The 11,717-nt window shown below is 66.8% G+C and carries 8 protein-coding genes; 7 read left to right on the top strand and 1 reads right to left on the bottom strand.

What is annotated here, in order from left to right; all coding sequences use genetic code 11:
* Positions 1-312 precede the first annotated feature (312 nt).
* From AC3WJM_RS13520 to AC3WJM_RS13505, 4 genes are all read left to right on the top strand, one after another.
* Entirely contained in the window at positions 313-1,731 is a 1,419-nt protein-coding gene (locus AC3WJM_RS13520; protein WP_306959057.1) for an extracellular solute-binding protein, read from the top strand.
* On the top strand, positions 1,728-2,696 hold the full coding sequence (locus AC3WJM_RS13515; protein WP_059387229.1) for a carbohydrate ABC transporter permease: 969 nt from the start codon (positions 1,728-1,730) through the stop codon (positions 2,694-2,696). The genes AC3WJM_RS13520 and AC3WJM_RS13515 overlap by 4 nt, the downstream gene beginning before the upstream one ends.
* 92 nt (positions 2,697-2,788) lie before the next feature.
* Entirely contained in the window at positions 2,789-3,592 is an 804-nt protein-coding gene (locus AC3WJM_RS13510; protein WP_253257148.1) for a carbohydrate ABC transporter permease, read from the top strand.
* Positions 3,593-3,617: 25 nt separating this feature from the next.
* Positions 3,618-5,039, top strand: coding sequence for a glycoside hydrolase family 32 protein (locus tag AC3WJM_RS13505; protein ID WP_332602742.1), 1,422 nt, complete (start codon positions 3,618-3,620; stop codon positions 5,037-5,039).
* 115 nt (positions 5,040-5,154) lie between these two features.
* On the opposite strand, the gene AC3WJM_RS13500 is transcribed toward AC3WJM_RS13505, so the two are convergent.
* Positions 5,155-6,225, bottom strand: a complete 1,071-nt coding sequence (locus tag AC3WJM_RS13500; protein ID WP_492272114.1) for a LacI family DNA-binding transcriptional regulator — start codon at positions 6,223-6,225, stop codon at positions 5,155-5,157.
* A gap of 317 nt (positions 6,226-6,542) precedes the next feature.
* On the opposite strand from AC3WJM_RS13500, the gene AC3WJM_RS13495 reads away from it, so the two are divergent.
* The 3 genes from AC3WJM_RS13495 to menD all read left to right on the top strand — a co-directional run bounded on the left by AC3WJM_RS13495 (position 6,543) and on the right by menD (position 11,611).
* Positions 6,543-7,532 carry an o-succinylbenzoate synthase gene (locus tag AC3WJM_RS13495; protein ID WP_492272113.1) on the top strand — a complete coding sequence of 330 codons (990 nt, stop codon included), beginning with the start codon at positions 6,543-6,545 and terminating at the stop codon, positions 7,530-7,532.
* Between the two features lie 109 nt (positions 7,533-7,641).
* Complete coding sequence (locus tag AC3WJM_RS13490; protein WP_492272112.1) at positions 7,642-9,726, top strand: PhoX family protein; 2,085 nt, start codon at positions 7,642-7,644, stop codon at positions 9,724-9,726.
* Positions 9,727-9,901: 175 nt separating this feature from the next.
* Positions 9,902-11,611 (top strand): 2-succinyl-5-enolpyruvyl-6-hydroxy-3-cyclohexene-1-carboxylic-acid synthase, encoded by a 1,710-nt coding sequence (gene menD / locus AC3WJM_RS13485; protein WP_492272111.1) that lies wholly within the window; start codon positions 9,902-9,904, stop codon positions 11,609-11,611.
* Positions 11,612-11,717 lie beyond the last annotated feature (106 nt).

Here is an 11,717-nt window from a genome sequence, read left to right as displayed (position 1 = left end):
TCGGATATGGAGGGTTGTGGGTGGACGCTCGCTCGGATATGGAGGGTTGTGGGTGGACGCTCGCTCGGATATGGCGGGTTGTGGGCCTGGGGTTGGGCGCGCGGTTGGTGAGCGAGGGGTTGGCCAATAGGCCACAGAGGTGAGCGAGGGTTTGCCGGTTTGGCCTTGTATCCGAGCGAGCGTTCGGGAAAAAGGGCACATACGTGAGCGGGCGTCGGGGACGGGTGAGGGAGCCGTAACACGAATGTGACGCTTGACACGTGTTAGGCGATGGATTTACGCTACCTAACACGTGTTAGGAAGGAATTGGACATGGCAGGAAGCAATGGGAAGCTGCGTGAGATCTCACGCAGGACGGCCCTTGGTGCCTTGGGTGCGGGAATTGTCGGAGCAACAGTGGCGTCGTGGCCGCGGTTGACCGGCATGGACATCCCGGGCCGCGGGGACAACAGCCTTAGCATCGCCATCTTGGGAACCGCAGCGGACGCAGCCGCCCGCCAGCGGGTCATCGATGCATTCGCTAAAGTGCACCCGGAGATCAAGGTGAAGGTCCAGGCCATCCAGGCCGCGGACTGGAAGGACTTCTTCACCAAGATCCTCACCATGGTGGCAGCAGGAACGCCACCGGATGTGGTCTACGTGGCCACGGAAGGTGCCCAGCTCTTCGCCGAGAAACTGGCGCACCCCTTGGACGAGTACCTTCGCCGCGACGCCGCGGACATGAAGGAGTACTTCGCGGACGTCCACCCGAGCCTCGTGGAGGCGTTCATGTACAAGGGCAGCCTGTTCCAGCTTCCCATCGACTGGAACGCCGCCAACATGTACTACAACACCTCGGCGCTCCAGCAAGCCGGACTCGAACGTCCCGCGGATAACTGGACCCAGGTCGATTTCCGCAACAGCCTTGCGGCCATGCGCAAAGCGAGGCCGCAGGACTTCACTCCGTACTACTGGACCAACAGGCTCTTCGGCGGCGTGGTGCCCTGGCTCTATGCCAACGACACCAGCTTCCTCAAGGAATCCAAGTCCACCGGCGGCGAATGGCTCTGGGACAGCTTCTACGCCCAGGATCCGTCACGCGGGCTGCGCTCCGGCGGCTACCAGTGGCTTGAGCCCAACGCGGATGACCCGCGGGTGTACGAATCGTTCGACTACCTCCGCGGCCTCGTCAAGGATGGCCTCGGCGTTCGTCCCGAGGAGGGTGGCGGAAATTCACTCGTCGGGCTGTTCGCCTCCAACAGGATCGGCATGACGCCGGCCGGCGGCTACTGGGTGGAAGGCCTCCACGAAGCCGGAATGAAGGAAGACGGCTTCGACGTCCAGTTCTTCCCGCGGTGGCGCACCCAGCGGCACCAGTTCGGCACTGCCGGCTACGCCATCATGAAGACCGCCAAGGACAAGGACGCGGCGTGGGAGTGGCTCAAGTTCGCTTCCAGCCTGGAAGCCATGCGCTTGGTCTTCCCGACGCCGAACACCACCCCGGCGCGCCGTTCCATGGTCAACGAGCAGTTGTACGCCGGACGCGGACCCAAGCACTGGAAAGTCTTCTACGACACCCTCGACAAATTCCCCACCACAGGTCCCATTCCGGCACCGCCCCAGCAGGCCGCCGTCGAGACCGCCCTGATGAAAAACGTATCCCTGGCCGTCAGCGGTGATGAGAACCAGCTCAAGCAGGCCCTCGCCTCCATGCAACGCGACCTTGAGATCGCCTTGAGGAGGCAGGCATGAGCACGGCAACAACGGGCACGTCCACCAAACGCCGCAACGGCGCGGGGCCCAAGCGCCGCAACGGCGCCGGAACCGGGGGCGACACAACCGGGAGACAGCGTCAGCGCTGGCTGCCCTGGGCGTTCCTCGCTCCCACCATCCTTGGCATGGGGCTGTTCACGCTCGTGCCGATCGTTGCTTCCGTGGTTCTCGCCTTCTTCCGCTGGGACATTATTTCGGCGCCAAGTTTCGTCGGGTTCGACAACTTCGCCGAAGTGGTCCAGGACCCCACGGTGCGTGTCTCGTTCCTGAACACGATCCTGTTCGTGGTGGTCGCCGTCGCGCTTCAGCTCGGCCTCGCGCTAGCACTGGCGATCATGGTGCAGGAGAAGCTCCCGGCCTGGCTTCGCGTCTTCTTCCGCAGCGCCTTCTTCTTCCCGCTGATCCTGTCCGCGGCGTCGGTGTCCATCTTCATGCGCTACCTGTTCAACGAACAATTCGGCGTGGTCAACTGGCTCTTGTCCTTCGTCGGCATCCCCGCCGTCCCGTGGCTGACGACGCCGGCCGGTTCTGCCGCCGTCGTGATCCTCGTGTACGTGTGGCAGAACTTCGGGTTCTCGTTCCTGTTGTTCATCGGCGGACTGGCGTCCATCCCCACCGAAACGTACGAGGCTGCGTCGATCGACGGCGCCACGGGCTGGCGCAAGCACCTTCACGTGACGCTGCCGCTCCTGAGCCCCACCACCTTGGTGGCGTCCGTCATGGCGATCATCAACGCCCTGCAAGTGTTCGACCAGCCCTACGTCCTCACCCGCGGCGGCCCCGGCGACGCCACGCGCACCGCAGTGATGGTGATCTTCGAGTCCGCGTTCCAGCGCCTCGAGTTCGGCCAGGCCTCGGCGATCGGCGTCATCCTCACGCTGATCATCATGGCCATTACCGCCGCCCAGTTCCGGCTCAGCAAACGATTCGTCTTCTACCAGTAAGGCCCGCCATGACTACAACCTCAACCCAGCGCGCCGCCGTCGATCGCTTGGCTCCCCAGCGGCCCGCGCCGCGAAAGAAGCGGAACTGGAGCATGGCGGGACGAATCGTGCTGCTCCTGATCGCGTCCGTTTTCATCCTCGGTCCGGTGCTGTGGACCCTGTCCACCTCGCTGCGGCCACCGGCGGAATCGTTCCAACTGCCGCCGTCGTTCCTTCCCCTCAACCCCGATTTCTCGTCGTACGACCAGGTCTTCAAGCAGCTCAATATCATGCTTCTGGTTCTCAACAGCGCCCTCGTGACGGGACTGATCGCCGTCGGGCAGATGTTCACGGCGGCGCTCGCCGGTTACGCGTTCGCGAACCTCAAGTTCCGCGGCCGCGGGGCACTGTTCTCGATTGTGCTGGCCACCATGATGGTCCCGGCGCAGGTGACGATCGTTCCGGTCTTCATGCTGATCCGCGGCATCGGCCTGTCCGACACGCTCCTCGCGCTCATCCTTCCGGCGATCCCGACGGCGTTCGGCACCTTCCTGATGCGGCAGTACTTCCTGGGGCTCCCGGCCGATTTGGGCGAGGCCGCCGCGATCGACGGAGCCTCGCCGTGGCGCACGTTCCGTTCCGTGTATGCGCCGCTGGCGATGCCGGGCATGGCGATCGTGGGCATCCTGGCCTTCAATTACCACTGGAACGAGTTCTTCCGCCCGCTCATCCTGACCATCTCCGAGCAGAACTTCACGCTCCCGCTGGGCCTGGTGTCGCTGCAGGGCAACCTGGGCACGGGCAGCATCTCCGTGGTGCTGGCAGGCGTGATCCTCTCCATGATTCCCGCCCTGGTGGTGTTCATGTTCGGCCAGCGCGCCTTGCGTGACGGACTCACCGCCGGCACCGGCAAATAGCCTCTACTTCCCTGAAAGGACTTCGATGACGGACCTCATTTCGTCCGCCCCTGCACTCGCCGCGGCGGCCACCCACCCGGACCCGGCTTTCCCGCGCTTCCACCCGCGGCCGGCGCACGGCTGGATCAACGACCCCAACGGCGTCAGCTACATCAACGGCCGCTACCACGTGTTCTTCCAGTTCAACCCGGAATCGGCACGGCACCACCGGATCCAGTGGGGCCACGTGAGCTCCCCGGACCTGGTCCACTGGGATGAACACCCCGTCGCGCTGCGCCCCCAGGATGGCGGGCCGGACGAGTTCGGCTGCTGGACCGGCGTAGTGACCGACGACGGCGGTGTCCCCACCGCTGCGTACTCCGGCGTGCGGGGCGATGGTGGTCACTCGCAGGTGGTGATTTCCCGGGGCTCGGCGGACCTGGTGTCCTGGGAACAGGATGGCCACATTGCCGCTTCCATGCCGGACGACGGCCTTGTCACGGCCGTGCGCGACCCCTTCATCTTCCACTTCAACGGCAAGCGCTACGCCATGCAGGGCGCCGGGCTGGCCAATGGACATGCTGCTTTGCTGCTGTACACGGTGGAGGACATGTCCGACTGGAAGTACCAAGGCATTTGGCTGACCACGGAAAACCCGGTGGCGGCTGCGCAGACGCCGGCTGAGATCTGGGAGTGCCCGCAACTGGTCCGTGTGCCGTCCGACGAGGCGGCGTCCGGCGGGGACGACACCTGGGTCATGATGTTCTCCCTGTGGCTCTCCGGGGATGACCACGAGCACGCCAACGGGGTGGGGCACCTGATCGGCTCGCTCGCCGAGGACCCGTCTACCGGGCTGCCGGTGTTCGTCCCGCGTTCCGGCGGCAGGTCCGACCTTGGCAGGGACTTCTATGCTCCGCAGATTGTCCAGCTGGACTCTGCGTCTTCGTCCGGCTCGGAGTCGGAGCCGCGTGCCCTGCTGTGGGGATGGGCCAACGAAGGCCCGGGCCGTGATGGCCGGCGTGGCCGTTCGCAGGACGAGATCGACGCCGCAGGCTGGGCAGGCGTCTTAACCCACCCGCGCTTCCTCTCGGTTGAGGACGGCGCATTGGTGGTTGCTCCGGCGCCGGAGGTGGACGCTTACCGGGGTTCCTTGGCTGCGGGTGGGGCTTCCGGGGTGGTTGACTTGCCGCCGTTTGCCGAGGCAATTGTGACGGCTGGGACTGTTGCTGGAGCCGGTGAGGTTCGTCTGGTCCTGGCCTCGGGCGCGGAACGGCAAGTCGTGTTTGCGGGGGCGTTGGCCGAGGGCGAGGAACTCCGCATCTTCGTGGATGCTTCCTTGGTGGAGGTGTATCGGACAGGTTCCGTCGCCACGACACTCCGTGCCTACCCTGCCTTGGGCGAGGAATGGATCCTTGAGCTTCCCGAAGGTGCGGCCGCGGAGGTCTGGGAACTGAAGCTGCCGGAATAGGCGGCAGGCCGCCGTCGGGCACTCAACTTTTGACCACTTTTGGCCGGTGCTGCAGTCCGGGATACCCGTATTTCCGCGGATTCCCGGGCGGCGGCCCGGCCAAAAGTGGTCGGATCTAGATGGCAGGTACCGGTCCCGTGGACTCTCTGACGACCAAACGGCAGGGAACCATGGTTTCCAAGCCGCCGTTGGCCTCGAAACCGCCGCCGCCGCCCGTCGTCGGTCGCCGTGCCGGGTCCTCAATCTGCCCAAGCAACATGCTCATCGCGACCGCGCCCATTTCGCGCAAGGGAAGCGCCATGGTGGTGAGCGCAGGGACCATGGTGGCCGCGATGCGGGACTCGTCGTCGTAACCCATAATCGAGAGGTCGCGCGGTACGGAAAGGCCCAGCCGCGCCGCAGCCAGGGCGACGCCGATGGCGAGTCGATCGTTCGCGCAGACAATCGCCGTCGGCCGCTCGGTGGCGGAGAGCAGGCCCATGGCGCCGTGGAAGCCGTCGTTGATGTCCCAACCGGCCATGAACACGCGGTCTTCGCGGACCGGGATGGCGGCCTTGGCCATGGCCTCCCGATGCCCCACGATGCGCAGGGGCACAGCCGGTGAGGTGGCGGCCCCGGCGAGGAATGCGATATCGCGATGGCCCAGCTGCAGGAGGTGCTCTGTGGCTTCCCGACCGCCGGAAACTTCGTCCGGGATCACGTGGTGCAGCCGTGGGGCGGGGCTGCTGTCGTAGCAATTGGCGAGGACAGAGGGGACCCGCAGCATGCCCTGGGGGACGTCGAGCGGCTTCAAACCGACCGTGACGTACATCAGCCCGTCCACTTGCCGGTCCAACAGGGTCTCGACGGCGCTCTCGTCACGGGAGGCGTCGCGCTCGGTGTCCATCACGACGGTGACGAAGCCGTGGGCGCGGGCGACGTCGTCGGCGCCGCCGATGATGTTGCCATCGAACGGGCTCACCACCACCTCGTCCGACACGATGCCGATCACGCGCGTTCGCTGGTTCCGAAGGCTCAGGGCGATGGGGTTGGGGGAGTAGTTCAGGTCCGCTGCGGCCTGCCGGATGCGGTCCTGGCTTTCCTTGGCCACGTTGCCGTCTCCCCGGCCGTTGAGCACCAGCGACACCGCACTCCGCGAGACGCCCGCCCGTTTGGCGACGTCGAGTGCTGTGGCCTTGCGCTGCATGCGGGCTCCTCCGGCTGTGGTTCCGATTCTTGCTGCATTCTACCTAACGCGTGTGAGGAGTGGTTCCTGTCCCGTTCCCCGCGTTCCCCAGCCCGACGCTCGCTCACATATATGGCCTTCCAGCCGAACGCTCGCTCACATCATGAGCGAGCGTCGGCCGAAAACACCCCAAAGGTGAGCGAGCGTCCGGAGGGGCGCGTGCCGACCCGGCCTAGCCGCCCGCCCGGCGGCCCCACGACGCCGGGCGGCAACCCGGCGTAGCCGGCTCGCCCCGCCCTAGGAACCGACCCGGCGCCGCCCCACGCTACAGTGAAACCATGCCTCCGTTCCCCACCCTCGACGAGCTCCTTGCCACCGCAAAAGTGGTCAGCCTGCCGATGCGGGTCAAGTTCCGGGGCATCACCGAGCGCGAGACCCTCCTGTTCCGCGGACCGGCCGGATGGGGCGAATTTTGTCCGTTCCCTGAGTACGGCGACGCCGAGGCCGCGCGCTGGCTCGCCGCCGCCGTCGAAGCCGCATGGCAGGGTTTTCCGCCGCCGCTGAGGGACACCATTCCCGTCAACGCGACCGTCCCCGCCGTGCCGGCCACCCGGGTGCCAGAGGTCCTGGAGCGCTTCGGACGCGTGGACGCCGTCAAGGTCAAGGTCGCCGAGCGCGGGCAGGAACTGGCCGACGACGTCGCGCGCGTCACCGCAGTCCGCGACGCCCTGCCGGACGCCGCGATCCGGGTGGACGCGAACGCAGGCTGGGACGTGCCGCAGGCGGTGGAGGCACTTGGGCGGCTATCCGCCGTCGGGCTCGAGTACGCCGAGCAGCCCGTGCCGCAGATCGAGGGCCTTGCCGAAGTCCGCCGGCGGCTCGTGCAGCAGGGCACCCCCGTGCTCATCGCCGCCGACGAATCCGTGCGCAAGGAAGACGATCCCCTCAAGGTGGCCCGCGCGGGCGCGGCGGACCTGATCGTGGTCAAGGTGGCGCCGCTCGGGGGAGTGCGGCGCGCGCTGGACATCGTGGCGCAAGCCGGGCTTCCCGCCGTCGTGAGCTCGGCGCTGGACACCTCGGTGGGGATCCGCGCGGGGCTCGCGCTCGCGGCCGCGCTGCCGGAACTGCCGTACGCGTGCGGGCTGGGGACAGTGCGGCTGTTCGCCTCGGACATCACGCAGGATCCGTTGGTGCCCGACGACGGCGCGATCCGGGTCCGCGAAGCCGTCGCCGACGAGGGGCTGCTGGAGCGGTATGCGGCTCCCGCTGAACGTCGCGACTGGTGGCTGGACCGGCTCCGTCGCGTGCACGCACTCCTTGAGGCATAGATTGCTGGGAAAAGTCTGGGAATTCACCGGAACTTAACCGGAGCGTCCTCTCGGATTCCGATAGCGCTGTAAGGGTTGGGAAATCACTCAATCCCCGGAGGTATTTCCCATGTCTGAATCAACCAAGCGCAAGTTCGACTTGCTCCCCATGCTCGGCCATACGAAGGGCAAGCGCAGCCCCGTGACGTGCGCCCTGAAGTGCGACAACGCCTGCTCGGGCGAGGTGTGCAATACGAGTTCCAACGCCTACTTCCGCGACATCGCTTCCGCAGCCGTGTCCCGCCGCGCCGCCCTGGGCTTCGGCGCCGTCGGTGCGCTCGCCGTCGTGCTGGGCGGAAGCCTTTCCGGCAACGTTCCCGGCGGCGCTGGCCTGTCAGCGGCGGCGAAGACGGGCTTCGACAAGGCCAAGCTCAAGTTCGCGCCGATCAAGCCGGTCGATTACACCGTGGACGCGTTCACCGTCCCGGATGGATTCGCGTGGCAGCCGATCATCCGTTGGGGCGATCCGCTCTTCGCAGACTCGCCGGCCTTCGAGCTGAACGGCCAGACCGCGGCAGCGCAGGCCCGACAGTTCGGCTACAACAACGACTACACGGACATCCTGCCCATCCCGGATTCCAAGGACCGCCGTGCCGTGCTCTTCACCAACCACGAGTACACCAACGAGAACATCATGTTCCCGGCAACTTTGGCGGCCGCGGAGGCGCGCGCGATCGGGCGTGCCGCACACGGGCTCACGGTTGTGGAACTTGAGCGCAAGAACAAGAACAAGCCGTGGAATTACGTCAAGGGTGCGCCGCTCAACCGCCGTTTCCTGACCGACACCACCTACGAACTCACCGGTCCCGCCGCTGGCACGGACTTGGTGAAGACCATCGACGATCCCTCAGGCCGGAGGATCAAAGGCACCCTCGGCAACTGCTCCGGAGGCACCACTCCCTGGGGCACCATCCTCTCCGGCGAGGAAAACTTCAACGGCTACTTTGCGGCTCCCGGCACCTCGGCGGGCGACAAGCGCTACGGCCTCTCCAACAAGGCAACGGCCCGTAAGTGGGAGCTGGATGAGCCGCGTTTCAACACCAACAACGCCGGCTACGCCAACGAGTCCAACCGCTTTGGCTGGATTGTTGAAGTCGACCCGTTCGACCCCTCCTCCACACCCAAGAAGCACTCCGCCATGGGCCGCTTCAAGCACGAGGGCGCCAACGTGATAGTTGCCGACTCGGGCCACGTGGTGGCGTACATGGGCGACGACGAGCGCTTCGACTACCTCTACAAGTTCGTCTCCAAGGGCAAGTACATGCCCGGCGACTCGGCCGCGGCACGCCGGAGCAACATGGACCTTCTCTCCGAGGGCGACCTCTACGTTGCCAAGTTCACCGGCGACTCTCCGGCGTCGGAGATTACCGGCAACGGCGCGCTTCCCTCCGACGGCGCCTTCGACGGTTCCGGCGAGTGGCTTCCCTTGGTGGTCGACGGCGTCTCCGCAGTTCCGGGCATGTCCGTTCCTGAGGTACTTGTCTACACCCGCCTGGCCGCGGACAAGGTCGGCCCCACCAAGATGGACCGCTGCGAAGACGTCGAACCCAACCTGGCCACCGGCAAGGTCTACGTGGTCTGCACCAACAACTCGGACCGCGGCAAGCCTGGAAAGGAAGGCGCCACCGAGGTCAACCCGCGCACCCTCAACCGGGACGGCCACATCGTGGAAATCACCGAAACCGGTGACCAGACGTCTACGCGCTTCAATTGGACGCTCCTGATGGTTTGTGGAGACCCCGCCAAGAACTCCTCGACCTACTTCTCCGGCTTCCCGGCCGACAAGGTCTCGCCCATTTCCTGCCCGGACAACGTCGCTTTCGATTCGGCAGGCTACATGTGGATCGCCACTGACGGCGCGCCGTCGTCGATCGGGTACGCGGATGGCCTCTTCAAGGTCACGCTGGATGGCAGCGAACGCGGCAAGGTTGAGCAGTTCCTCGCCGTGCCGCGCGACGCCGAGACGTGCGGACCGATCGTGCACGACGACGAGCGGACCGTCTTCGTCGCCGTGCAGCACCCGGGTGAGGAAGGGACGTTCGACGCCCCCCACTCCTTCTTCCCGGATTACGTGGGCGCCGGAGTCGCCCCGGCCGCCGGCCAGGTCCGCGCCCCGCGTCCGTCGATCGTGCAGGTGTTCCGCAAGGACGGCTAGCCCTTCCCTTGCCCGACGCCTTCCCGACCAACGCACCGGCCGACGCCCGCTCACGTATGTGGGTCTTTCGGCCGACGCTCGCTCACTCTCTTCAAGGGAGTGAGCGAGCGTTTGGGGTTTTGGCCCTATAGGTGAGCGAGCGTCGGGAGGGAGGCGCCGCTAATAGACTGGTGCGGTGACTTCGCAAGGCTCCCTGAGCTCCCTCGCCGCTGCCCGTATCGCCGTCAAGGCGTTGCTCGACGGCGGTGTGCGGCACGTGGTTATCTCTCCCGGTTCGCGCTCGGCACCCATGGCTTACGCACTCGCCGAGGCCGAAGCGGCCGGGAATGTCCGCCTCCTGGTGAGGATCGACGAACGTTCGGCCGGTTTCACGGCCTTGGGCTTGGCCCTGTCGACGGGCGCTCCGGCGGCCGTCCTGACCACCTCGGGCACCGCCGTCGGGAATCTTTTGCCTGCGGTCATGGAAGCCAACCACGCCGCCGTGCCCCTCGTAGTCCTTTCGGCCGACCGCCCGGCCGAGCTCCACGGCACCGGCGCCAACCAGACCACCATCCAACTCGACCTCTTCGGCGACCACGTTCGCTTCGCCGTCGACATCGCCGCGGGCAGCAACCCGAAGCGGGCCGTCGAGACCGCCATCTACGCGGCCACCGGCGCCCTCGCGGACACGCCACCCGGCCCGGTGCAGCTCAACCTGGCCTTCCGCGAGCCGTTGGTTCCCGAACCGGGCGAGGCGCTGCCCGCCACCAAGGGCCACGGAGTTTTCCACTACGATTCCGGTCCCCAGCCATTGAGCATGCCCCCCGCTCCCGCTGAACTGACCGAGCGGCGGACGGTGGTTTTGGCAGGGCACGACGCCGGTCCGGTCGCCGAGGCGTTCGCCCGTGCCCACGGCCTTCCCTTGCTCGCCGAGCCCTCCTCCAACGCGCGCTTCGGTCCCAACGCGGTCGGCCCGTATCGCCTCATGCTGGACAACTTCGGGCCCGGGTCTGCTCTGCCGATCGAGCGGGTGGTAGTCTTCGGGCGGCCTACGCTGTCCCGGCCCGTCGCCGCCCTCCTGGCCCGCAACGACCTCCCCGCCGCCATGTACGAGCCCGTTCCGGTGGCCTGGTATGAACACGGCCGGCGTCGCGAGGAACGCTTCGATTCCCTGGCTGAACTGGCAGGGTTCGCCGGCCGCGGCTCTGATGATTGGCTCGACGCCTGGCTCCTGGCCGGGGCTGCGGCCCAACACACGCTCGACGGCGTCCTCGAGGCCGAGCTGGCGGCCAGCGGACCCGCCGTGGGAGCCGTCGTCTGGAAACACGCGCGCGGGCAGCTGGTCCTGGGCTCCTCCAATGGCATCCGCGACGTCGACCTCGCCGGACAGCCCGGCCCCGAGCCCCTCGCCACGGTGTTCGCGAACCGCGGCCTCGCCGGCATTGACGGAACTATCTCCACGGCTACGGGAATCGCCCTCGGAGCGGGCCGCGAAACCACCCTCCTCCTGGGAGACGTCACCTTCCTGCACGACGCCGGCGGCCTCCTCCTCGGAGCCGGCGAACCCGGACCGGACCTGCGCATCGTGGTCCTCAACGACGCCGGCGGGGGCATCTTCGGTCTCCTTGAGCACGGCAAGGTGGAGGACGACGGCGGTTACGGCACCGCCGTCGAGCGCCTCTTCGGCACCCCGCACAGCGTGGACATTTCAGCGCTCGCCGCGGCATACGGCGTCGGGCACACCTTGGTGCGTACGACGGCGGAGCTCGCCGCAGTGCTTGCCTCGCCTTTGAAGGGGCGCAGCATCGTGGAAGTACGCACGGACCGGTCTGGGTTGCGGCCCTTGCACGCGCGCATCAAGGCCGCAGTGGCTGCGGCAGTATCCCAGGTGCTCCTCGGGGCGTAGATGTTCGGCCCTGGCGACGCGCAATCTGGCTGACGACACGGAAATGCCCTGACGCGGCTGGATTTCCAGCCGCGTCAGGGCATTTGCGCGTCGCAGGTGCAGCAGG

The organism is Arthrobacter sp. FW306-1B-G06A, assembly GCF_058781765.1.
This window is presented reverse-complemented; position numbering and strand designations above follow the sequence as displayed.

Excerpts from the sequence above, each read along its gene's own strand:
- AC3WJM_RS13520 (WP_306959057.1), top strand. The coding sequence starts at position 313 with ATGGCAGGAAGCAATGGGAAGCTGCGTGAGATCTCACGCAGGACGGCC.
- AC3WJM_RS13515 (WP_059387229.1), top strand. The coding sequence starts at position 1,728 with ATGAGCACGGCAACAACGGGCACGTCCACCAAACGCCGCAACGGCGCG.
- AC3WJM_RS13510 (WP_253257148.1), top strand. The coding sequence starts at position 2,789 with ATGGCGGGACGAATCGTGCTGCTCCTGATCGCGTCCGTTTTCATCCTC.
- AC3WJM_RS13505 (WP_332602742.1), top strand. The coding sequence starts at position 3,618 with ATGACGGACCTCATTTCGTCCGCCCCTGCACTCGCCGCGGCGGCCACC.
- AC3WJM_RS13500 (WP_492272114.1), bottom strand. The coding sequence starts at position 6,225 with ATGCAGCGCAAGGCCACAGCACTCGACGTCGCCAAACGGGCGGGCGTC.
- AC3WJM_RS13495 (WP_492272113.1), top strand. The coding sequence starts at position 6,543 with ATGCCTCCGTTCCCCACCCTCGACGAGCTCCTTGCCACCGCAAAAGTG.
- AC3WJM_RS13490 (WP_492272112.1), top strand. The coding sequence starts at position 7,642 with ATGTCTGAATCAACCAAGCGCAAGTTCGACTTGCTCCCCATGCTCGGC.